We start from the raw sequence: 22,768 nt of genomic DNA on the forward strand, positions 1-22,768 counted from the left end.
GCCGCCGATCACCGCCGCACGGCGTACCTGACGTGCACGGCGTACGGGGAGTGGTGCACCGAGAGGATCTCGAGGTCGACGTCGTGGTCGAACCCCTCGAAGAGCCGCTTCCCGCAGCCGAGCAGGACGGGTGCTGTGGTGATCCCGAGCTCGTCGACCACGCCGGCTGCGAGTGCCTGCCGGATGATGTCGGCTCCGCCGCCGATGGCCACGGCTCCGCCGTCGGCCTTCTCGTGCGCGGCCGCCAGCGCCTCGTCGAAGCCATCGACCATGAGGAAGCCCGACTCCGGGTCGGGCTGGTCCTCCGTGCGGTGCGTCAGCACGACCAGGGTGCCGCCGAACGGGTTGCGGCCGCCCCAGGCGCCGGAGTTGTCGTACATGCCCCGGCCGCACACGCCGCCGGTCGTGCCTTCGAGCAGCGCGTCGTAGTAGGCGCGGTCGGCGTCGGTCATGCCGGCTCCGGGCTCGCGGTCGGTGGCGTAGGTCCACGGGCCACCCATCACCCAGTAGTGCAGGCGCTCGCCGCCGACGCCCAGGCCCTGGCCCGGGCGGTCGTCGGGGCCGGTGATGAAGCCGTCGAGCGACACGGTGATGGCGGCCTTGACCGGGCCGCGGGTGGGGGTGCTCATGGGTGCCCTCCTCGGAGATCCGCTGCGGGTAGGACCCCGGGCCGGGGCGGAACTCATCGGCGGGCCGAGACCGCTCCGACCCGCTCCCGTCTGCGTTGATCGTGATGCCGTCAGCGGGGGGCTGGCATGGGCGACCGGATGTATGTCGTGATTCCTGTGGTGATGACCGCTCTGTCGGTCTTGATGTTGCCGCCGCTGCCCGAGTAGCCCGCGGCCGTCGGCGCCGCCGGAGGCCGGTTCCGCGGGCATGATCACGGCTCTGGCGCATTATCGGGCGAAATCGACCCGGGATTGCGCCAAATCTCTGATCAAGGGCCACTGAGGGCCCGAAATTGTGTCCCTTGATCGCCGTGAGACCTCCGGCTCCGCCCTTTCAAGGGGAGGCAGCCGCCGTGGCGCCGCGCGCCGAGGGGGCTGGCCCTGGCCTGCCGGCGAAGCCTGCCCCGCACGATGCGCGGCGCCGCCAGGAGGCCGCGCATCCAGGACATGATCGTTGTTCCGGCGCAAAACCCGACGAGTCCCGTCGGGAAACCCGCCCGACCGGCGATCATGGTCGCGGTGGCGCTCTTGTATGCGCTCCCAGCTGGGTGATCCGGCCCTGGCGCTGCCCGGGTAGCCCGCGGGCCGCCGGCGCGACGCCGCGAATCCAGGGCAGGCTAACCTCCGTCACATCGAAGATCCGTGGAGGTGCCTTGCCCGCCGCTCCTCGTCCTGCCGGTCGTCTCGACCGTCGCCGTTTCCTCATGGGTGTCGGTGCGCTCGGGGCCACGGGCCTGCTCGCGGCCTGCGGTGGTTCCGCGGAGCCTGTGGCGCCGTCGTCACCCGGATCGGCACCGGCGGGCGCGTTCCCGCGGAGAGTCGAGCACAGCAAGGGCGCCACGGAGATCCCGGGCCTGCCGCAGCGCGTCGTCACCGTCGGGTTCAGCGACCAGGACCCGGTGCTCGCGATGGGCACCCGGCCGGTGGGCGTCACGGACTGGTACGGCGACCACCCGTACGCCACGTGGCCGTGGGCGCAGGACGAGCTCGGTGACGCGCAGCCCGTGGTGCTGAACCGGGGCGCGTTCACCGGCACCCCCGACTACCGGTACGAGGAGATCGCCGCGCTCGCGCCGGATCTGATCATCGGCCTCTACACGTCGATGGACGACACGCAGTACCAGCGGCTCTCGCAGCTCGCGCCCACGATCGCGCCGCCCGCCGGCTACCCGGAGTGGGGCGCGCCGTGGGACGAGTACACCCGGCTCGCCGGCCGGGCGCTGGGCGTCCCGGACCGCGCCGAGGAGCTCATCGCGGGTGTCGACGCCCAGCTGGAGGCCGCGCGCGCCACGCATCCGGAGTTCGAGGGGCGCACCGCGGTGGTGGCGGAGCGGGTGGACCGCGGCCAGACCTTCGTCCGGTCGCCGAACGACCCGCGCTCGCAGTTGGTGACGGCGCTCGGCTTCGTCATCCCGCGCGAGATCGGTGAGCTCGCGGGTGAGCTGGACGGCGCCACGATCAGCGACGAGGAGATGGGCCTGCTCGACCGCGACGTGCTGTTGTGGAACACCGGCTTCTCGCCCGACGTGCGGTCCGACATCGAGCGCGCGCCGCTGTACTCCCGGCTGGACGTGGTGCGGGAGGGCCGGTCGGTGTTCGTCGACGACCCGATGGTGTCGGCTGCCTGGACCTGGGGCACGGTCCTGAGCATCCCGACGGTGATCGACGCCCTGGTGGGCGAGCTGGCGGCGGTGCTGCACGCCTGACGTATTCCCGGTGCGGGTGTGATCTGTCGCGTCGGCCGTTCTGTCGACCGCGGCGCACGGGGCGACCTACTGTTCAGCGCATGGTCGAGGTGTCCCGCGAGACCGCACCGTCCGCCGCCGCCCTCCGCCGCGCGCTGCGGCGGGCGCGCGACGGCGTCACGATCGACGTCACCGAGGCGGCCGTGCTGCTCGCCGCCCGCGGCGACGCCCTCGACGAGCTGCTGGCCGTGGCGTCCCGGGTGCGGGACGCGGGCCTGGTGGCCGAAGGGCGGCCGGGCGTCGTCACGTACTCGAAGAACGTGTTCATCCCGCTCACCCGGTTGTGCCGCGACCGCTGCCACTACTGCACGTTCGCCACCGTGCCGCACCGGTTGCCCGCGGCGTTCCTGGAGCGCGACGAGGTGCTGGAGATCGCCCGTGCCGGGGCGGCGGCCGGGTGCAAGGAGGCGCTGTTCACCCTCGGCGACCGGCCGGAGGACCGCTGGCCCGCGGCGCGGGAGTGGCTGGACGAGCGCGGGTACGACTCCACGCTCGACTACGTCCGCGCCTGTGCGATCGCGGTGCTGGAGGAGACCGGGCTGCTGCCGCACCTGAACCCGGGCGTGCTGTCCTGGGCGGAGCTCACGCGGCTCAAGCCGGTGGCGGCGAGCATGGGGATGATGCTGGAGACCACCGCCGAGCGGCTGTGGAGCGAGCGCGGCGGGCCGCACTACGGCAGCCCGGACAAGGAGCCCGCCGTCCGGCTGCGGGCGATCACCGACGCCGGGCGCGTCGGCGTCCCGTACACCACCGGGGTCCTGATCGGGATCGGCGAGAACCGCACCGAACGGGCCGAGTCGCTGTTCGCGATCCGCTCCGCGGCGCGGGCGCACGGGCACATCCAGGAAGTGATCATCCAGAACTTCCGGGCCAAGCCGGACACCGCCATGGCGAAGGACCCGGACGCCGACCTGCACGATCTCGCCGCCACGATCGCGGTGGCGCGGGTGGTGCTCGGCCCGAAGATGCGCATCCAGGCGCCGCCGAACCTGATCGGCGAGGAGTACGCGCTCATGCTGCGCGCCGGCATCGACGACTGGGGTGGCGTCTCGCCCGTCACCGCCGACCACGTCAGCCCGGAGATGCCGTGGCCGGCGATCGACGAGCTCGCCACCCGCTCGGCGGCGGCCGGGTTCCGGATCCGGGAGCGGCTCGCCGCCTACCCGAAGTACGTGCAGGCGGGCTCGCCGTGGATCGACTCGCGGCTGCACGCGCACGTCGCCGCGCTCGCCGACCCGGACACCGGGCTCGCCGACGAGAGCGCCGAGGTGGTCGGGCGGCCGTGGCAGGAGCCGGACGGCGGGTTCGCCTCCTCGGGGCGTACCGACCTGCACACGGCGATCGACACCGAGGGGCGCACGGACGACCGCCGCGGCGACTTCGCCTCCGTCTACGGCGACTGGGAGGCCGTGGCCGAGGAGCTCGCCGCCACCCGGCGGTCGGCGCCGGAACGCCTCGACGGCGACGTCCGCGCCGGGCTCGCGCTCGCGGCGTCGGATCCGGCGGCGCTGCTCGACCCGGCGCACGAGGCGGTCGCGATGGCCGTTCTCACCGCCGACGGCCCGGCACTGGACGAGCTGGCCCGCCTCGCCGACGCCGTGCGCGCCGACGTCGTGGGCGACGAGGTCACCTACGTCGTCAACCGCAACATCAACTTCTCGAACGTCTGCTACGTGGGCTGCCGGTTCTGCGCCTTCGCGCAGCGCGAGCGCGACGCCGACGCGTTCCGGCTCTCGCTCGACGAGGTGGCGGCCCGCGCGGTGGAGGCGGCCGAGGCCGGCGCCACCGAGGTGTGCATGCAGGGCGGGATCGACCCGCAGCTGCCCGTCACCTTCTACGCCGACCTCGTGCGCGCCGTGCGGGCCGCGGTGCCGGGCATGCACGTGCACGCCTTCTCGCCGATGGAGATCGTGTCGGCGTCGGCCAAGGCGGGCGTGTCGATCGAGGAGTGGCTCACCGAGCTGCGGGACGCCGGCCTGGGCTCGATCCCGGGCACCGCCGCCGAGATCCTCGACGACGAGGTGCGCTGGGTGCTCACCAAGGGCAAGCTGCCCGCTGCCCAGTGGCTGGAGGTGGTGGGCACCGCGCACCGGCTGGGTATCCCGTCGTCGTCCACGATGATGTACGGCCACGTCGACGAGCCCCGCCACTGGCTGGGCCACCTGCGCACGCTCGCCGCGCTGCAGGACGAGACGGGCGGATTCACCGAGTTCGTGCCGCTGCCGTTCGTGCACCACAACGCGCCGATCTACCTGGCGGGCATCGCCCGACCCGGCCCGACGGTGCGCGACAACCGGGCCGTGCACGCGTTCGCCCGGCTCGCGCTGCACGGGCGCATCGACCACGTGCAGTGCTCGTGGGTGAAGCTCGGCGACGAGCTCTCGGCCGACATCCTCCGCGGCGGCGCCGACGACATGGGCGGCACGCTGATGGAGGAGACGATCAGCCGGATGGCCGGGTCGGAGAACGGGTCTGCCCGCACCGTCGCCGAGCTGACGGAGATCGCGACCGCGGCAGGCCGACCGGTGCGTCAGCGCAGCACGACCTACCGGGAGCCGGTGGAGAAGCTGGTGCCCGCGCGGCGCCTGCTCCCGCTGACGTCAGCGTGATGCCCCTCGTACGAACGGCACACCCGTCCGATGGGTGCGTACGGATGTGCCGTTCGTACCGCGGCGGAGGTGGGTGAGTGCGCGCTGTCGTGTACGAGGCGCACGGGGGCGACCTCCACGTGCGCTCGCTGGCGCCGCCGGAGTGCCCGCCCGACGCCGTGGTGATCTCCGTGCGGGCCACCGGGGTCTGCCGCTCGGACTGGCACGCGTGGCGCGGGCACGACCCGGTGCCGCTGCCGCACGTGCCCGGGCACGAGTTCGCCGGGGTCGTCGCGCGCGTGGGCGCGGACGTCACGGGCTGGCGGCCGGGGGACCGGGTCACGGCGCCGTTCGTCTGCGGTTGCGGGGTCTGCGCGTTCTGCCGCGCGGGCGACCCGCAGGTGTGCCCCGACCAGACGCAGCCCGGCTTCACCCACCACGGCTCCTTCGCCGAGGAGGTCGTGGTCCGCGCCGCGGACGTCAACCTGGTGCGCCTGCCCGACGAGATGTCGTTCGTCGCCGCGGCCGGGCTCGGGTGCCGGGTGGCCACCGCGTACCGGGCCCTCACGGCCCACGGGCGGATCGCCCCGGGGGAGTGGCTGGCCGTGCACGGGTGCGGCGGCGTGGGCCTGTCGGCCGTGCTGCTCGGGTCGGCGCTCGGCGCGCGTGTGGTGGCCGTCGACGTCTCGCCCGACGCCCTCGCGCTGGCCCGCGACCGCGGGGCGGCCGCTGTGGTGGACGCCTCGGCCGAGGACGCCGCCCCGGCCGTCCAGGAGATCACCGGGGGCGGCGCTCACGTCTCGATCGACGCGCTCGGTTCGCCTGCCACCGCTGTGGCCTCCGTGCTCTCGCTGCGCAGGCGCGGCCGGCACGTGCAGGTCGGGCTGCTGCTGGGCGCGGCCGCCACACCGCCGCTGCCGATGGACCGCGTGCTCGCGTGGGAACTGTCGGTGCACGGCTCGCACGGCATCGCCCCGCACGAGTACGGCGGCCTGCTCGATCTCATCGCGAGGGCCCGCCTCGACCCGGCGTCGCTGGTGGGGCAGGTCGTTCCCCTCGAGGAGGCCGGTGCCGCGCTGGCGGGCATGGACGGATCGACACCGGCGGGGATGACGGTGGTCGCGCTCGGCCACTGAGGATCGAGAGCCGAACACGCTACGGTGGGTCGTACAGGAAGACGGGGCGTGGTCTCCTGTCGATCGCGACGATAACTCGTCGGAGGGGCCCTTGCTGTCCAAGCTCAGGACGATGAGTCGTACGGCGAGGGCAGGGATGGCATTTGTCGCTGTTTTTTCGGGAGCCGTGGTGAGTGCGGCACTCGGAGATTCACCGCTGTGGCTGCAGATGATCGCAAGCCTGCTCACCGCCCTGATCGTCGGCTCGGTGATCGTGACTCTCTCCAGCAGGCGGCCTGACCGGTGAATCGGCTGCCATCGCGCCTACGTGCTGGATGACGTACCGAGGTCGGCGGTTGCAAGCGACGTATGACCGAGCGCGTCGAAGATGATGCTGACTGACGGGGCTGGGTAGTTCTACTCAGGTTTCAGCTGTTCGGCGTTCCATGGGAACGCTCCGTGCTCTTCTCTTCGCAGCGAAGAGGAGGCTCGGATGTCGTTGGCTGGAAACGCACGGTCCTCTACCGGGAGATCGTGGGGGTGGCTCGGAAAAGCACGGCGCTTGCCGACGGTCGTCAGTATTGTCCTGGTTGCTGTTGCCGCAGCGGTCGTCACGCCGATCGTGACCCGTGCGATCGCATGTCCTGACGGTGGGACTCGCAGGATCGAGATCCAAGATCGCCTCGTTCCGCCGCGTCCTGGCGCCATCCAGAGTGAACTCGTCCAGTTCGTCTAGTCGAACACCTGCATCGCAGCCCCGTAGCCGTGCGGAGGAGCGCGGCCTGCAGTCCTCGAACTCCGGTGTCTCGACGCTGGGCACGTACGAACGGCCCCTCCGTCCGATAGGTGCGTACGGATGTGCCGTTGGTCCAACGGGGGCGGGGCCCATTGCGATCACCTCGGGCGGCATCCCCGCAGCTCGGGGGCCTCGACGGCGTGCACGACCTCCTCCGCGACGAGCCGCCCCGCAACGGGTGCGAGCGTCACGCCCGAGTGCATCACCGCCAGGTACGCGCCGGGGACCAGCGGGCCGATCAGCGGGTGCCCGTCCGCCGGCATCGGCCGCACGCCGACCCGCGCGCTCAGCAGACGGACGTCCTGCGCCCCGCGGAACATCGCGGCGATCCGGTCCCGGGCCCGTTCCGCGGGCCGCGTGAGCTCGGCGGCCGTGGCCTCCCCGTTGTAGGCGATCGGGGCGAGCAGCTCGCCGTCGCGCCCGGCGCGCACCTCGACGTCGGGGGTGGCGACGAGGGTGCGCACCAGATCCGCCGGGCCGGCGAGCCGCAGCAGGATCGCGGGTGACGGCGCCACCGGCACGGTGACGCCGAGCGGGGCGCAGAGCACCGCCATCTCCGCGCCGCCCGCCAGCACCACGGTGCCGGCCTCCAGGAACCCGCCCGTCGTGTCGACGCCGGCGACCCGGCCGCCAACGAGCCGCAGGGCGGTGGCCCCGGTGCCGGTCACGAGCCGCGCACCCCGCGTCCGGGCGGCCGTGACCAGCGCGTCCGTCACAGCCTGCGGGTCGACCGCCCCGTCACCGGGGATGTGGACGGCCCGGCTCGGCGGTGTGCGCAGGTTCGGCTCGATGGCGGCGGCCTCCTCGGCGCCGACCAGGTGCCGCCCCGGCTCGAGCGGCGGCTCCGCCCCACCCCACGACAGCGAGCCCGACCAGCGCACGCGCACGTCCGGGACCTCGTCCTCGAGCCGCCGGTACTCCCGCAGCGCGGCGGCGCGCAGGGCGCCGCCCGGTCCGGTCCCGGGCTCGGAGGCCCCGATCCAGCCGAACGACTCCCCGGTGGCGCCGCAACCGGGCATGCCCCGGTCGACGATCGTCACATCCGCCCCGAGCCGGGCGGCGTGGTACCCGATCGACGCGCCGACGATCCCCGCGCCCACCACCACGACATCCGCCACCGGCCGGAGGCTAGGCCGCCTGCCGGGTGGGGGCGATCGAGTTCCGGCCGCTCAGCCCGGCGTGATCACGACCTTGAGCGCCTGGTTGGCCGCGGCATTCTTGAACACGTCGTAGGCGGCGTCGATCCGGTCGAACGTGAACGAGTGGGTGCCCATCTTCTCGGCCGGGATGCGACCGCTCGCCACCATCTTGAGCAGGGTGGGGATGGAGACGGTGTCGACCAGCCCCATCGTCATGGTGACGTTCTTGATCCACATCTCGTGCATGGGGATCTCCACCGGGACCCCGTGCACGCCGATGTTCGCGATCGTGCCGCCCGGCCGCACCAGGGCGGCCGTGGTGCGCAGCGTCTCCGGGTAGCCGACGGCCTCGATCGCGACGTCCACGCCGAGACCGTCGGTCAGCGAGATGACCTCGTCGACCGCTCCCGGCCCCGCCTCGACGGTGTCGGTGGCGCCGAACTCCACCGCCTTCTCGAGCCGGAACTTGTTGGTGTCGACGGCGATGACCTTGGAGGCACCCCACAGCCCCGTCGTGAGCACCGCGGCGAGCCCGACGGCCCCGGCACCGACGACGGCGACGGTGTGCCCGGGCCGGACGTTCCCGGCGAGCACCCCGACCTCGTACCCGGTGGGGAGCGAGTCGGCGAGGAAGATCGCCTGCTCGTCGGTGACGCCGTCGGGCACCGCGTACAGCGACGTGTCCGCGTACGGCACGCGGACGTACTCGGCCTGGGTGCCGTCGATCAGGTGCCCGAAGATCCAGCCGATCCCGCCCACCGTCTGGCAGTGCGACGGCATCCCGCGCTGGCAGTACTCGCAGCGGCCGCACTTGGTGATCGCCGGCACCAGCACGCGGTCGCCGACCGAGAACCCGCGGACCGCATCGCCGACCGCGGTGACCGTCCCCACGGCCTCGTGGCCGAGGATCCGCCCGTCGGTGACGGCGGGGACGTCGCCCTGCAGGATGTGGAGGTCGGTACCGCAGATCGTGGTGGTGTCGACCCTGACCACGACGTCGGTCGGCTCCTGCACGGCGGCGTCCGGGACGTCCTCCCAGGCCTTCGTGTCCGGACCGTGGTAGACGAGTGCCTTCATCTGGTGCCTCCGCTGGTCGCAGTCGCGCGCGACGCTAGTGAGGCAGGTCACTTCCGGTTGTCTCATCCTGCGACGCGTACCGTGGCCGCATGGGCGTTCTGGGAGAGATGTTCCCCGGGCGGAAGATCCGGGACGAGTCCACCGAGGCGGGCGACGGCGAGCAGCACTTCCAGCTCGGGCCGATCGACCTGGACAACCGCACCGTCCAGGTGCAGCGCGTCGTCGACGACGAACCCGAGCAGGACGGCACCGCCCCGGCGTAACCGGCTCGCGCCTCCTGGGAGAATCGGGGCCATGACCGCCCCCACCGACCGTCGCCAACGGGTGCTCTCCGGTATCCAGCCGACCGCGGACTCGTTCCACCTCGGCAACTACCTGGGCGCGGTGCGGCAGTGGGTGGCGATGCAGGACTCCTACGACGCGTTCTACTTCATCCCGGACCTGCACGCGATCACCGTCGAGCACGACCCGAAGACGCTCGCCGACCGCACCCGCAACGCGGTGGCGCAGCTGCTCGCGCTGGGGCTCGACCCGCAGCGCTGCACGCTCTTCGTGCAGTCCCACGTGCCGGAGCACGCGCAGCTGGAGTGGGTGCTGGGCTGCCTCACCGGCTTCGGCGAGGCGAGCCGGATGACGCAGTTCAAGGACAAGGCCGCCCGGCAGGGGGCCGACCGCGCCACCGTGGGCCTGTTCACCTACCCGATCCTGCAGGCCGCCGACATCCTGCTCTACCAGGCCGACGGCGTGCCGGTGGGCGAGGACCAGCGCCAGCACCTCGAGCTCACCCGTGACCTCGCGCAGCGGTTCAACTCGCGCTTCGGCAAGGTGTTCACGGTGCCGGAGCCGGTCATCCCCGCCGGGATCGCGAAGATCCAGGACCTGCAGGACCCGTCGGCCAAGATGAGCAAGTCGGCGTCCAGCCCGGCCGGGATCGTCGAGCTGCTCGACGAGCCGAAGGTGAGCGCCAAGAAGATCCGGTCGGCGGTCACCGACACCGAGCGGGAGATCCGCTTCGACCCGGAGGCGAAGCCGGGCATCTCCAACCTGCTCACGATCTACTCGGCGCTCACCGACCGGAAGATCTCCGAGCTGGAGACCGACTACGCGGGCAAGGGCTACGGCGATCTGAAGAAGGATCTCGCCGAGGTCGTCGCGCAGTTCGTTGAGCCGCTGCGGGAACGGGTACGGACCTACCGGGACGACCCGGCCGAGCTCGACCGGGTGCTCGCCCGCGGAGCCACCCGGGCGCGCGAGGTCGCCGGCGCGACGCTGGCCGCCGTCCACGAGAGGATCGGCTTCCTGCCGCCGACGTGAGGGGGTGACGCCGTGGCCGCACCGGAGAAGCCGTCGAGGATCGAGCGGTTGCGGGCGCGGTACGCCTGGCTCGACCACGTGCTGCGGGCCGCCACCCGCTACACCGAGCGGCACGGCGACCACTACGCCGCCGCGATCACGTTCTTCAGCGTGCTGTCCATCGTGCCGCTCCTGATGATCGGCTTCGCCGTCGCGGGCTACGTGCTGTTCTTCAACCCCGATCTGCTGCGGGAGCTGCAGGAGGGCATCGCGGAGAACGTGCCTGCGGGGCTCGGGGACATCATCAACCCGATCATCGAGCAGGCGATCGCGTCGCGCACCGCCGTCGGTGTGGTCGGTCTGCTCGGTGCGCTCTACTCGGGGATCGGGTGGATGTCGAACCTGCGCGAGGCGCTGTCGGAGCAGTGGGCGCAGGTACCCGAGACGCCTGCGATGCCCAAGCGGCTGCTGTTCGACCTGCTCGCGCTGGGCGGCCTCGGGGTGGCGCTCGTCGGCTCGTTCGCGATCACCGGTGTGCTCGCCGGGTTCGCCGAGGACGTGCTGGGCCTGGTCGGGCTCGCCGACGAGGGCTGGGCCCGGTTCCTGCTCGGGGTGCTCGGTTTCCTGCTCGGTCTCCTCGCCAACTGGCTGATCTTCCTGTGGGTGATCGCCCGGCTCCCGCGCCAGCACGCCACGCTGCGCAGCGCGGTGAAGGCGGCGCTGTTCGGCGCGGTCGGGTTCGAGATCCTCAAGCGGGTCATGACCTACTACCTGGCGAGCGTCACCTCGTCGCCGAGCGGTGCCGTGTTCGGCTCGGTCCTCGGTCTGCTCGTCTTCGTGTTCTTCGCCTCCCGCTTCGTCCTCTTCGTGACGGCGTGGGCCGCCACCGCGCGGGAGAACGAGCAGGAGGAGCCGGTGCCGGTCCCCGAACCGCCGGTGTTGCACTCGGAGGTGGTCGTGCGCCGTTCGCCGGCAGGCGGGGCCGCGGTCGGGCTGCTGGGGGCCGGCCTGGTGACCGGCCTGCTGGGCGGGCGCCTCCTGCTCGGCCGCCGTCGCGCGGGCGAGTAGCGACCGTACGAGCGGACCGTCCGTACGCGCCTATCGGACGGGTGTGCCGTTCGTACCGCCGCCGCCCCGGGCCAGCCGCATCTCGAGGCCGTCCAGGTGGCGGGCGAGCGCGTGCTCCAGCAGACCGTCCAGGTCCCGGACCGCGTCCTCGGGCAGGCCGGCGAGCATCGGGAACCGGCCCGAGCGCATCAGGGCGTCCAGCTCGTCCTGCAGCGTGTTCCACCACTGGTCGTTGCCCTGCCCGGTCTCGCGCTCCGCGCGCAGCTCCGCCGCCGCGCTCGCGGCCAGCCCGCGGACCAGCGCGGCGAGCGTGAGGGCCTCCCGGGCGCGTTCGGCGGCGCTCAGGCCGAGCCCGTCGAGCGCGTTCAGGGTCCACTCGGTGTGCGCCATGGCCTCCGGGAGGAGCACCGGGCGCGTCATCGAGATCAGCTCCGCCAGCCACGGGTGGGCGCGGTAGGCCCGCCACTGCAGGCGGCACACGAGTTCCAGCTTGGCCCGCCAGCCGGGCGGCCCGGCGTCGGGCAGCGGGCGCGCCCGGAACACGGCGCGCACCAGCAGCAGCTCCAGCGCGTCACGCCCCGCCACGTGCCGGTACAGCGACATCGGGGCCACGCCCAGCTCGGCGGCGAGCCTGCGCATCGAGACGGCGTCGAGGCCCTCCGCGTCGGCCAGCGCCATCGCGGTGGCCACGATCCGGCCGGTGCCGAGCTCACGATCCGGTGCCCGGCGCCGCGCGGGGCCGCCGCGCGTGCGCACCACCGTGCCCGAACCGGGGCGCGTGACCACGAGACCCTCGTCGCGCAGCACCGCCAGCGCGCGACCGGCCGTGGCCATGGCCACCCCGAAGTCGCGCACCACCTGCCGGGTGGACGGCACGCGATCGCCCGGCCGCAACGCGCCGCTCTCGATGCGGCTGCGGAGGGCAGCGGCGATCCGCAGGTAGGGCGGCTCGCCCGCCTCGTCGGGTCCCACGGCCACAACTGTACTAGTGCGCAGGGAAACCGTACCGCGGTGTGTTCCAGCGGTGTCAGTACGGCAATACGGTGTACGCATGGTGATCGAAACAGTTGACGTCGACACCGCGGTCCACGTGCTGACCCGGGCGTTCGCCGACGACCCGGTGGCGCGCTGGCTCCTGCCGGAGGAGCGCTACGGCGCCTGGGCGGCGCGCGTGTTCGGCCGAGTCGTGCAGGCGTCGGCCGAGCACGGCAAACTCGCCGTCACCGCCGGCGGGACGGCGGTCGCCGTCTGGCTGCGCCGACCGGCGGACGGCCAGGCCGTCGAGGAGGAACCACTCCCGCCCGAGCTCGCCCGGCTCGCCACGGTGCAGGAACTCACCGCCGACCGGCACCCGGCCGGAGAGCCGTACCTGTACCTGGCGTTCCTCGGCGTCGTGCCCGGCGAACGGGGGCGCGGACTCGGCGGTGACCTCCTGCGCCATCGCCTCGACCGCGCCGACGCCGAGGACCTGCCCGCGTACCTGGAGGCGAGCTCGGCCCGCAGCCGGGAGCTCTACCTGCGGTACGGCTTCCGTGACGCGGGCGACCCCATCCCGCTTCCCGACGGCCCGGTCGTCCGGCCGATGCGCCGCAACCCCCGTCCCTGAACCAGGAGGAGACCATGCCCGTCACCACCGAGATCGTCGCAGGCGGAGACGCCGACTTCATGGCCGTGCACCACGTCACCGCGTCCGGGAGCCAGACCGAGATCGGGCGCGCGCTCGCCGAGCAGGCGCGCCGTGTCCACGGGTGGCGGCCGCAACCCGCCGACCCGGTGAAGGCCCGGGCCCGGCGCGCGTGGTTCGCCCGGCACTGGCCCCAGCACCTGGCCCGCATGCGCGGTGCGGCCGAGGCTCTGGGCCTCGACCCCGACGACGACACCGTGCACCTCGACGGCGCCGGCGGCGTCCCCGTCGGCTCCGCCTGCTCGGCGAGCTACTACCCACCGGGCCGTACCACCGACGGGCGCGCCGTGCTCGGCCGCAACTACGACTTCTTCACCACCAGCGCCGAGGCCCTGTTCGCGATGCTCCACGGCCGCCCCGCACCCGAGGGCGACACCGGCCTCCCGCTGTCCTCCCGCCCGCACGTGATCACGAGCATCCCCGACGACGGGCCCGCCACCACCGTGCTCACGATGAACGAGCTGGACGGCGCGATGGAGGGCGTCAACGAGCACGGGCTGGCCGTCGCCCTGCTGATCGCCGACGCCGAGACGGTCTCCGCGCCGGTGGAGGCGGGCCCGCAGGTGGGGTTGGCGACCGCCCAGCTGCCCCGCTTCCTCCTGGACACGTGCACGACGGCCGCCGCGGCGCTGGACGCCCTGCTCGGGGCCAAGCAGTACGACCTCGGCGTGCCCCTGCACTACCTCGTCGGGGATCGGTCGGGCGACGCGTTCGTGTGGGAGCGCGGGCCGGGCGGGGACGAGCACGCCGTGCGGTCCGACGGCGCGCTGTGCGTCACGAACCACCTGCTGCACCGCCACCCCGACCCGGCAGACCTCCCCGAGGACACCGTCGAGTCGTTGCTGACCTACCGGCGCCACCGCACGATCGCCGAGCGCTCCGCGGGCGGCGGCCTGTCCGCGGAACGCATGCGCGAGGCCCTCGACGTGGTGCGCGTCGACGCCGCCACGGACACGCCCTACCCCGTCCGCACGCTGTGGCGCAGTGTCTTCGACCTCGACCGCTGCACGATGGCCACCCGCTTCTACCTGGGCGACGAGCCCGGCGGTGCTCCGCGGTACAGCCCGGAGCTCGAGTTCCCGGCCCGGACCCTGCAGCGCGTCTGAGCAGGCGCCGTCGGCTACGGAACGCGGAACTCAGCTCTCCGAACGCGAGACTCGCGCCCAGGGGGACGCGGGAGTCGGCGCACCGAACGCGGAACTCGGCCCGCCGAACGGGAGACTCGCGCCCCAGGGGTCGGGGTGCGCGAGTCTCCCGTTTTGAGCCGCGAGTTGCGCGTTCTGCGGGGCGATTACGCGCGTCGCCGTCAGCGGCGGCGCAGGGCGAGGCCGCCGATGACCATCCCGGTGATGGCGATCGCGCCCAGGCCGATCGGGAGCAGCGGGGGGACCGGCTCGAGCGCGAGGGTGGTGGCGGCAGCCGAGTCGGAGACGGTGGGGGGAGGCGCGGGCGGGGGCGGCGCCTCCTCCACCAGCTGCCCGACGGCGGGGGTGGTGGCCGGCAGGTCGAATCCCCAGCTGAGCAGCTGGGCACCCTGCTTCCACATGGGGGTGGGGCTCTGCTCACCCCGCATCATCGCCATGACGAGCCGCCGCCCGTTGCGGTCGGCCGCGCCGACGAGCGTGTGGCGGGCGGCTTCGGTGAAGCCGGTCTTGCCGCCGATCGTGCCCTCGTAGTTCGCGAGCAGCTTGCTGCTGTTGTAGAGCACGAACCCGGGGTGGTCGGCGTAGCCGGGGAACGGGACCGAGCGCAGGGCGGTGGTCTCCGCGAACAGGGGCTCGCGCATCGCGGCCCGGAAGATCAGGGCGAGGTCGTAGGCCGAGGACGACATGCCCGGCCCGTCGAGCCCGGACGGGGTGGCGGGGCGGGTGTCGAGGGCGCCCAGGTCGTGGGCCAGCTCGGTCATCGCGGCGAGGGTGGGGCCGTCGCCGCCCATCGCGCGGGAGAGGGCCTGCGCGGTGTCGTTGCCGGAGTTGAGCAGGAGGCCGGCGAGCAGCTGGCGCACGGTGTACTGCCCGCCCGGGCCGATGCCGGCCTTGCTGCCCTCGATCGCCTGGTCCTCCGCCGTGCCCTGGACGACCTGGTCCGGGTTGAGCTCCCGCACGGCGGTGAGCGCGGTGAGCACCTTGAGCGTGGACGCGGGGCGGTGCCGGGCGTGTGGTGCGCGCGCGGCGAGCACGGCGCCGGTGTCGAGGTCGGCGAGCACCCAGGACTCGGCGTTGAGCTCGGGGGCGTCGCTCGGCCCGATCAGGCCGCACGCGCCCATCCGCGGCCCGCCCACGGGCTGCGCCGGCCACGGAAGCGGGGCGGGCGGGGGGTCCGCCTCCTCCTCGTCGACGGGACCGCCGGGCGGCACCTGCTGCCCCTCGCAGCCCAGCGTCACGCTCGCCACCGGCAGTGGATCCGCGGCCGCGGCGGCCGGGCACGCCAGTGCGAGCACCAACGCCACCACCGTGACCCATCGCACGTCAACGACTGTAAATCGGTTCCGCGGGAAAGGACCGGTCGACACCGGGATGATCATCGAATGGGGGATGGGGCGGGGTCGTCACGCTCCGGAGTCGACGATTCGGTCACGCCCCTCGGACGATCATGTGAACAGCCGGGGGTCTCGGATACGGTTCCCCACCGTCGTCCCGCCGGATCAGGAGAGGTCTCCCTTGCGGATCAGTCGAGGATTCGTTCTGGCAGCAGCCGTGCTGACCAGCGCGCTGGTGGTCACGGGTTGCGCCCGCGACACGGGCAGCACGCAGCAGGGCGGCGGCGCGGCCGGTACGGAGTGCACGCGCAACCCCGCCCCCGCCGCGGCGGGAGGTGCCGCCACCACCCCGGAGCCGATCGCCCCGAACGCCGACGCCAGCGCGCTGCGCGTGGGGCTGGCCTACGACATCGGCGGGCGCGGTGACCTGTCGTTCAACGACTCCGCCGCCGCCGGGCTCGAGAAGGCGATCAGCGACCTCGGCCTGCAGCAGGAGAACACGCGCGAGCTCGCCGCCGCGGAGAACGAGAGCGAGGACGCGGCGGCCACCCGCCTGCGTCAGCTGGTCGCGGACGGGTTCAACCCGATCATCGCGGTGGGCTTCAAGTACGCGGAACCGCTGCGCACCGTCGCCACCGAGAACCCGAACGTGCAGTTCGCGATCGTCGACGACAACACGGTCGAGCTGCCCAACGTCACCCCGTTGGTGTTCGCCGAGGAGCAGGGTTCGTTCCTCGTGGGCGCCGCGGCGGCGTTGAAGACGACGACCTGCCAGATCGGCTTCGTGGGCGGCGTGGACACCCCGCTGATCCAGAAGTTCGAGCTGGGCTACGTGGCGGGCGCGAAGGCGGTGGCGCCGAACATCGAGGTCGACGTCGACTACATCAGCCCGGCGGGCGACTTCTCCGGCTTCAACGACTCCGCCCGCGGCACCGAGGTGGCGCGTGGCCAGCTCGACGGCGGGGCCGACATCGTCTACCAGGCGGCGGGCGCGTCCGGCCAGGGCGTGTTCGAGGCCGTCAACGCCGCCAACACGCCGGAGGCGCCGAAGCGCGCGATCGGCGTCGACTCCGACCAGTACAACACCGTCGCCCCGCCGGTCAACGAGGTGATCATGACCTCGATGCTCAAGCGCGTCGACGTCGCGGTGTTCAACTACATCAACGCGGTCGCGGGTGGCACCACGGACGCGCTGCCGGAGGCGTTCGACCTCTCCATCGACGGCGTGGGCTACTCCACGTCCGGTGGTCAGATCGACGACATCACCGACCAGCTGGACGCCTACAAGGCCGCGATCATCAGCGGCGAGATCCAGGTCCCCAAGGAGAAGTGACGGCCGGGGGATCGCCGTGAGGCACCATCGGGGGCCGGGTCCGCACGGATCCCGGCCCCTGGTGCGTCCGTCCCCGGAAGGCTGGAGGGAATGGCAGTAGTGGAGTCCGCGCCGCCGCGCGGCGAGTACGCCGTCGAGCTGGCGGGGATCACGAAGCGCTTCCCCGGCGTGGTCGCCAACAGCGACATCTCGCTGCAGGTGCGCCGCGGCGAGGTGCACGCCCTGTGCGGCGAGAACGGGGCGGGCAAGTCCACCCTCATGAAGATCCTCTACGGGATGCAGCAACCCGACGAGGGCACGATCTCCGTGGACGGCGAGGTGGTGCACTTCCGCTCGCCCGCCGACGCCATCAAGGCCGGGATCGGCATGGTGCACCAGCACTTCATGCTGGCCGACAACCTCACGGTGACCGAGAACGTGCTGCTGGGCGCGGAGGCGCTGTACGGCATGGGCGCCGCGGCGCGCGTACGGATCGCCCAGCTCGCGGCCACCGTGGGGCTGCAGGTGGCACCGGACCTGCTCGTCGAGCGGCTCGGGGTGGCCGACCGCCAGCGCGTCGAGATCCTCAAGGTGCTCTACCGCGGCGCGCGCACCGTGATCCTGGACGAGCCGACGGCCGTGCTGGTGCCCCAGGAGGTCGACGAGCTGTTCGCCACGCTGCGCAGCATGCGCGACGACGGCTTCACGTTCGTCTTCATCTCGCACAAGCTCGACGAGGTGCTGTCCATCGCGGACCGGGTCACCGTGATCCGCAGGGGCACGTGCGTGGGCAGCGCCGACCCCAGGACGGTCACGAGCCGCGAGCTCGCGGAGATGATGGTCGGCAGCGAGCTGCCCAGCCCGGAGACCCGCGAGTCCACCGTGACCGATCGCGTGGTGCTGCGCGTCACCGGCCTCACGCTGGAGGCCGAGGGCGGCGGGCGCCCGGTGCTGGACGGGGTCGACCTGGTCGTGCGGGCCGGTGAGGTGCTCGGGATCGCGGGCGTCGAGGGCAACGGGCAGACCGAGCTCGTCGAGACGATCATGGGGATGCGCCGGGCGAGCGCCGGGACGGTGGAGCTCGCGGGCACGGACATCACCCGCGCCCACACGCTGCAGCGCCGCGAGGCGGGCATCGGTTACGTACCTGAGGACCGCACCCGCCACGGGCTGCTCGCCACCCAGCCGCTGTGGGTCAACCGGATCCTCGGCCACCAGAGCCGCAAGCCGGTGGCCTCGGGCGGGCCGCTCGGCGTGCTCGACCGGGCGGCGGCGCGGCGCGACACCGAGCGCATCGTCCGCGAGTTCGACGTGCGCACGCCCGGTGTCGACGTGCCCGCGGCGGCGCTGTCCGGGGGCAACCAGCAGAAGCTCGTGGTGGGCCGCGAGCTGTCCGGCAACCCGGTACTGCTCATCGCCGCCCACCCCACGCGCGGCGTGGACGTCGGTGCGCAGGCCGGCATCTGGGACGTGCTGCGGCGCGCCCGGGCGGACGGCCTTGCGGTGCTGCTGGTGAGCGCCGACCTGGACGAGCTGATCGGGCTGTCCGACACGATCAAGGTGATGCTGCGGGGCCGGCTGGTGGCCGACGCCGACCCGGCCACCGTCACCCCCGAGGAACTGGGCGCCGCCATGACCGGCGCCGACGCGGGCGGGTCCGCCGGGGCCCCCGGGGTCGAGCCGGGGCCGACGAACACGGGGAAGGAGCCGGCGTGACCCGCATCCGCACGGTCCTGCTGCCACCCGCGCTGGCCATCCTCTTCGCCGCGCTGTTGTGTGCGGTGGCGTTGCTGATCAGCGGCGACTCGCCGCTCACCGCCCTGCGGGTGATGGTCACGCAGGTCGGTGAGGGCACCACCGCGGTCGACATCGTCAACAGCGCCGCGATCTACTACGTCGCCGGGCTCGCCGTGGCCATCGGCTTCCAGATGAAGCTGTTCAACATCGGCATCGAGGGCCAGTTCCGGCTCGCCGCCTGCGTTGCCGCGATCGTCGGTGGCGCGCTCACGCTCCCCCCGGTCGTGCACACCGTGGTGATCATCATCGTGGGCGCGGCGGTGGGGGCGTTGTGGGCGTCGGTCCCGGCGGTCCTGAAGGCCTACCGCGGCGTGCACGAGGTCATCGCCTCGATCATGATGAACTTCATCGCCACCGGCCTGATCGCCTACCTGATCAGCACCGACGCGTTCGGCGTGCTGCGGGGCAACAACATCTCCACCGACCCGATCGACCCCACCGGGCACTTCCCCGGCATCTCCTTCGGGGGCGCGGGCACGATCTTCGGGTTCGTGTTCGTGGCGGCCGCGCTCGGCCTCGCCTACGGGTTCATGCTCAACCGCACCCGCTTCGGCTTCGAGCTGAAGGCGTCGGGCGAGTCACCCACGGCCGCGGCCGCCGGCGGGGTGGACGCGCGCCGGATGGTGCTGGTGGCGCTCCTGCTCTCCGGGGCGATGGCCGGCCTCGTGGGCCTCGCCGAGCTGCTCGGACGCGACCACGCCTACACCCTCACCTCGCCCCAGGGATACGGCTTCACCGGCATCGCGGTGGCGCTGCTGGGCCGCAACCACCCGGTGGGCATCGCGCTCGGTGCGCTGCTCTGGGCGTTCCTGGACAAGTCGGCGCTGGCGCTGGACAACGTCGGGGTGCCGCGCGAGATCGTGCTGATCATGCAGGGGTCGGTGGTGCTCTCGGTGATCGTCGCCTACGAGATCGTCCGCCGCTACGAGCTCGCGGCCGAGCAGCGGCGCGTGGCCGCCCAGCTGCGCGCGTCGGCGGGCAGCGAGCCCGCGGAGGTGGGGTCGTGACCACGCTCGAGAAGGCACCGCCCGTCCCCACCACCCGCAACGGGCGCCGGATGCCCGGCTGGGCGCGTGCCGCGCTCGTCGTGGCGATCGGCGTGGGCATCCTGGCGATCACCACCACGCTCACGGGTCAGTACCAGCTCACCTCGAGTGGCACCACGCAGGCGGCGGTCCGCCTGCTCCTGCCCATCCTGTTCGCCGCGCTGGGCGGGCTGTGGTCCGAGCGCTCCGGGATCATCAACATCGGGCTCGAGGGCATGATGATCCTCGGCACCTGGGGTGCGGCGTGGGCCGGGTTCTTGTGGGGGCCGTGGGCCGCGGTGGTCGGCGGGCTCGTGTTCGGCGCGCTCGGCGGGGTGCTGCACGCGATCGCCACCGTCACGTTCGGCGTCAACCACATCGTGTCCGGCGTCGCGATCACGTTGCTCGGCATGGGCATCACCCAGTACCTGGCCACCCTGATCTTCCTGCCGATCTCGCGGAACCCGCGCCAGTCGCCGCGCATCGAGGGCTTCGAGACGTTCTCGATCCAGCCGTTGGCCGACTGGCTCGCCGCGCTGGAGGGCGAGCAACGCGTGCTGCTCTCCGACGCGGCCGGCCTGCTCGGCGGCCTGGTCTCCGGCCTCACCCCGCTCGTCGTGATCGGGTTCGCGCTCGTGCCGGTGAGCTACTACGTGCTGTGGCGCACGCGGTTCGGGCTGCGCCTGCGCTCGTGCGGGGAGAACCCCGTGGCGGCCGAGTCACTGGGCGTGAAGGTGTTCACGCACAAGTACATCGCCGTGATCGTCTCCGGCGGTCTCGCCGGGCTCGGCGGGGCCGCGCTCACGCTCAACCCGGGACAGCTCGGCTACCTGGAGGGCCAGACGGGCGGCCGCGGCTACATCGGCCTCGCCGCGATGATCTTCGGGAACTGGCGGCCCGGCGGCCTGCTCGCGGGCTCGGCGCTGTTCGGGTACGTCGACGGCGTGCAGCTGCGCGCCGGCGGCGAGGCCGTGCACGCGCTCCTCTACGCCACCACGATCCTCGCGGTGATCGTCGCCGTGTTCTGGGCGCTGCGCAGGCACTGGCGCCCGGCCGTCATCGCGCTGGTCGCGGGCGCCGTCGTCTACGCCGTCTACTGGGCGATCCCCGAGGTGCCGCGCGAGTTCGCCTCCTACGCGCCGCAGCTCGTCACGCTGCTCGTGCTCGCGGTGGCCTCGCAACGCCTGCGGCCACCGGCGGCCATCGGGCTCGAGTACCGGCGGGGCGAAGGTGACTGAGAGCGGTGACTGACACCCCGGACTGGGAGGCGCTGCGGGCCGCCGCGGTCGAGGCGTCCGCGTCCGCCTACGCCCCGTACTCCCGCCTGCACGTCGGCGCGGCCGCGCTGTGCGACGACGGGCGCGTCGTCACCGGCTGCAACGTGGAGAACGCCTCGTACGGGCTCGGGCTGTGCGCCGAGTGCACGATGGCCGGGCAGCTGCGCCTCACCGGTGGCGGCCGGTTCACCGCGGTCGCCTGCCGCTCCGGCACCGGGGAGCTGCTGATGCCGTGCGGGCGCTGCCGGCAGGTCCTGTACGAGTTCGGTGGCCCGGACTGCCTGCTGGACACCCCGCGCGGCGTGCTCCCGCTCCGGGAGGTCCTCCCCGACGCCTTCGGGCCCGAGGACCTGCCCACGTGACCGCGACCCGCACCGTGGAGGCGCTGTGAACGCGATCGAGGTCATCCAGGCCAAGCGGGACGGGCACCGCCTGTCCGACGAGCAGATCGACTGGGTGGTCGACGCCTACACCCGCGGCGACGTCGCCGACGAGCAGATGGCCGCCCTCGCGATGGCGATCCTGCTCAACGGGATGGACGCCGCCGAGATCGCCCGCTGGACGCAGGCGATGATCGACTCAGGCGAGGTGCTGCGGTTCGGGGACGTCGGGCGCCCGCTCGTGGACAAGCACTCCACCGGCGGGGTCGGCGACAAGATCACGTTGCCGCTCGCCCCGCTCGTGGCCGCCTGCGGTGCGGCGGTGCCGCAGCTGTCCGGGCGCGGGCTCGGCCACACCGGCGGCACCCTCGACAAGCTGGAGGCGATCACCGGCTGGCGCGCGTCACTGTCGGAGGAGGAGATCCGCGCGCAGCTCGCCGAGGTCGGCGCCGTCGTCTGCGCCACCACCCCGACGCTCGCGCCCGCCGACCGCAAGCTCTACGCGTTGCGCGACGTCACCGGCACCGTCGAGTCCATCCCGCTGATCGCGAGCTCGATCATGAGCAAGAAGATCGCGGAGGGCACGGACGGGCTGGTGCTCGACGTCAAGGTCGGGTCCGGGGCGTTCATGAAGACGCCGGAGCGGGCCCGGGAGCTCGCCGAGACGATGGTGGCGATCGGATCGGCGCACGGCCTCGCCACCACCGCGTTGCTCACCGACATGTCGGTGCCGCTCGGGCGGGCGGTGGGCAACGCGCTGGAGGTCGCGGAATCCGTCGACGTGCTGCGCGGCGGCGGGCCCGCCGACGTCGTGGAGCTGACGGTCGCCCTGGCCCGCGAGATGCTCGCCCTCGCCGGCATCACCGGGGCCGACCCGGCGCAGGTGCTCGCCTCCGGGAAGGCGTACGAGGTCTGGGAGCGGATGATCACCGCGCAGGGCGGTGACCCGAGCGCCCCGCTGCCCACCGCGGCGCACGTCGAGGAGCTGGTGGCCGACCGGTCCGGCGTACTCACCCGGCTGGACGCCCTCGCCGTCGGGGTGGCGGCGTGGCGGCTCGGGGCGGGCCGGGCCCGCAAGGAGGATGCCGTGCAGGCCGCGGCCGGCATCCGGCTGCTCGTCGACGTCGGCGACGAGGTGGAGGCCGGGCAGCCCCTGCTGGAGCTGCACACCGACACCCCCGACGCCGTCACCGGCGCTCGCGCGGCTCTCGACGGGGGCGTCGTCGTCTCCGACGAGCCCGTGCATCGTCGGACCCTGCTGCTGGACGCCATCCGGCCGTGAGTGGATACGAGTGCTCCAGCACTCCTATCCACTCACGACCGGG

19 protein-coding genes are annotated in these 22,768 nt (G+C 73.0%); 14 read left to right on the forward strand and 5 right to left on the reverse strand.

Going from position 1 to position 22,768, the window contains the following annotated elements:
* Positions 1-8: 8 nt before the first annotated feature.
* Positions 9-629 carry a dihydrofolate reductase family protein gene (locus ACFPL3_RS02410; RefSeq protein ID WP_343943689.1) on the reverse strand — a complete coding sequence of 207 codons (621 nt, stop codon included), beginning with the start codon at positions 627-629 and terminating at the stop codon, positions 9-11.
* A 743-nt stretch (positions 630-1,372) separates the two neighbouring features.
* Here ACFPL3_RS02410 and ACFPL3_RS02415 point away from each other — a divergent pair.
* The 3 genes from ACFPL3_RS02415 to ACFPL3_RS02425 all read left to right on the forward strand — a co-directional run bounded on the left by ACFPL3_RS02415 (position 1,373) and on the right by ACFPL3_RS02425 (position 6,137).
* Entirely contained in the window at positions 1,373-2,374 is a 1,002-nt protein-coding gene (locus tag ACFPL3_RS02415; protein ID WP_343943690.1) for an iron-siderophore ABC transporter substrate-binding protein, read from the forward strand.
* Between the two features lie 80 nt (positions 2,375-2,454).
* Entirely contained in the window at positions 2,455-5,022 is a 2,568-nt protein-coding gene (locus tag ACFPL3_RS02420) for a bifunctional FO biosynthesis protein CofGH (protein ID WP_343943691.1), read from the forward strand.
* Between the two features lie 77 nt (positions 5,023-5,099).
* Positions 5,100-6,137: a zinc-dependent alcohol dehydrogenase family protein gene (locus ACFPL3_RS02425; RefSeq protein WP_343943692.1), complete on the forward strand. Its 1,038-nt coding sequence runs from the start codon at positions 5,100-5,102 to the stop codon at positions 6,135-6,137.
* A gap of 873 nt (positions 6,138-7,010) precedes the next feature.
* On the opposite strand, the gene ACFPL3_RS02430 is transcribed toward ACFPL3_RS02425, so the two are convergent.
* Positions 7,011-8,030 (reverse strand): NAD(P)/FAD-dependent oxidoreductase, encoded by a 1,020-nt coding sequence (locus ACFPL3_RS02430; protein ID WP_343943694.1) that lies wholly within the window; start codon positions 8,028-8,030, stop codon positions 7,011-7,013.
* 51 nt (positions 8,031-8,081) lie between these two features.
* Positions 8,082-9,128: an alcohol dehydrogenase catalytic domain-containing protein gene (locus ACFPL3_RS02435; protein ID WP_343943695.1), complete on the reverse strand. Its 1,047-nt coding sequence runs from the start codon at positions 9,126-9,128 to the stop codon at positions 8,082-8,084.
* Positions 9,129-9,217: 89 nt separating this feature from the next.
* On the opposite strand from ACFPL3_RS02435, the gene ACFPL3_RS02440 reads away from it, so the two are divergent.
* From ACFPL3_RS02440 to yhjD, 3 genes are read left to right on the forward strand one after another with little or no spacing between them, the layout of a single operon-like run.
* Complete coding sequence (locus tag ACFPL3_RS02440) at positions 9,218-9,391, forward strand: hypothetical protein (protein WP_343943696.1); 174 nt, start codon at positions 9,218-9,220, stop codon at positions 9,389-9,391.
* A gap of 31 nt (positions 9,392-9,422) precedes the next feature.
* Positions 9,423-10,442, forward strand: a complete 1,020-nt coding sequence (gene trpS / locus ACFPL3_RS02445; protein WP_343943697.1) for a tryptophan--tRNA ligase — start codon at positions 9,423-9,425, stop codon at positions 10,440-10,442.
* A 12-nt stretch (positions 10,443-10,454) separates the two neighbouring features.
* The gene (gene yhjD, locus ACFPL3_RS02450) at positions 10,455-11,489 is read left to right on the forward strand and encodes an inner membrane protein YhjD (RefSeq protein WP_343943698.1); all 1,035 of its coding nucleotides are present in this window, start codon (positions 10,455-10,457) and stop codon (positions 11,487-11,489) included.
* Positions 11,490-11,519: 30 nt separating this feature from the next.
* Here the strand turns inward: yhjD and ACFPL3_RS02455 are convergent, their stop codons facing one another.
* Positions 11,520-12,461: a GntR family transcriptional regulator gene (locus ACFPL3_RS02455; RefSeq protein ID WP_343943699.1), complete on the reverse strand. Its 942-nt coding sequence runs from the start codon at positions 12,459-12,461 to the stop codon at positions 11,520-11,522.
* Positions 12,462-12,540: 79 nt separating this feature from the next.
* Between ACFPL3_RS02455 and ACFPL3_RS02460 the strand changes: the two genes are divergently transcribed.
* Entirely contained in the window at positions 12,541-13,095 is a 555-nt protein-coding gene (locus ACFPL3_RS02460; RefSeq protein ID WP_343943700.1) for a GNAT family N-acetyltransferase, read from the forward strand.
* 14 nt (positions 13,096-13,109) lie between these two features.
* Positions 13,110-14,279 carry a C45 family autoproteolytic acyltransferase/hydolase gene (locus tag ACFPL3_RS02465; RefSeq protein WP_343943701.1) on the forward strand — a complete coding sequence of 390 codons (1,170 nt, stop codon included), beginning with the start codon at positions 13,110-13,112 and terminating at the stop codon, positions 14,277-14,279.
* Between the two features lie 200 nt (positions 14,280-14,479).
* On the opposite strand, the gene ACFPL3_RS02470 is transcribed toward ACFPL3_RS02465, so the two are convergent.
* On the reverse strand, positions 14,480-15,640 hold the full coding sequence (locus ACFPL3_RS02470) for a D-alanyl-D-alanine carboxypeptidase family protein (RefSeq protein WP_343943702.1): 1,161 nt from the start codon (positions 15,638-15,640) through the stop codon (positions 14,480-14,482).
* A 232-nt stretch (positions 15,641-15,872) separates the two neighbouring features.
* Here ACFPL3_RS02470 and ACFPL3_RS02475 point away from each other — a divergent pair, with 232 nt between their 5' ends.
* The 6 genes from ACFPL3_RS02475 (at position 15,873) to ACFPL3_RS02500 (ending at position 22,725) form a co-directional block, all read left to right on the forward strand.
* The gene (locus tag ACFPL3_RS02475; protein ID WP_343943717.1) at positions 15,873-16,985 is read left to right on the forward strand and encodes a BMP family lipoprotein; all 1,113 of its coding nucleotides are present in this window, start codon (positions 15,873-15,875) and stop codon (positions 16,983-16,985) included.
* 90 nt (positions 16,986-17,075) lie between these two features.
* Positions 17,076-18,680 carry an ABC transporter ATP-binding protein gene (locus tag ACFPL3_RS02480; RefSeq protein WP_343943703.1) on the forward strand — a complete coding sequence of 535 codons (1,605 nt, stop codon included), beginning with the start codon at positions 17,076-17,078 and terminating at the stop codon, positions 18,678-18,680.
* On the forward strand, positions 18,677-19,768 hold the full coding sequence (locus ACFPL3_RS02485) for an ABC transporter permease (RefSeq protein ID WP_343943704.1): 1,092 nt from the start codon (positions 18,677-18,679) through the stop codon (positions 19,766-19,768). The genes ACFPL3_RS02480 and ACFPL3_RS02485 overlap by 4 nt, the downstream gene beginning before the upstream one ends.
* 50 nt (positions 19,769-19,818) lie before the next feature.
* A complete protein-coding gene (locus ACFPL3_RS02490) occupies positions 19,819-21,024 on the forward strand; it encodes an ABC transporter permease (protein WP_343943718.1) in 1,206 nt (401 codons plus the stop codon).
* A gap of 5 nt (positions 21,025-21,029) precedes the next feature.
* Positions 21,030-21,425, forward strand: coding sequence for a cytidine deaminase (locus ACFPL3_RS02495; RefSeq protein WP_343943705.1), 396 nt, complete (start codon positions 21,030-21,032; stop codon positions 21,423-21,425).
* A gap of 25 nt (positions 21,426-21,450) precedes the next feature.
* On the forward strand, positions 21,451-22,725 hold the full coding sequence (locus ACFPL3_RS02500) for a thymidine phosphorylase (protein WP_343943706.1): 1,275 nt from the start codon (positions 21,451-21,453) through the stop codon (positions 22,723-22,725).
* Positions 22,726-22,768 lie beyond the last annotated feature (43 nt).

The sequence above is a fragment of the Pseudonocardia zijingensis genome (assembly GCF_042657305.1).
In the GTDB taxonomy this organism is placed as follows: domain Bacteria; phylum Actinomycetota; class Actinomycetes; order Mycobacteriales; family Pseudonocardiaceae; genus Pseudonocardia; species Pseudonocardia zijingensis.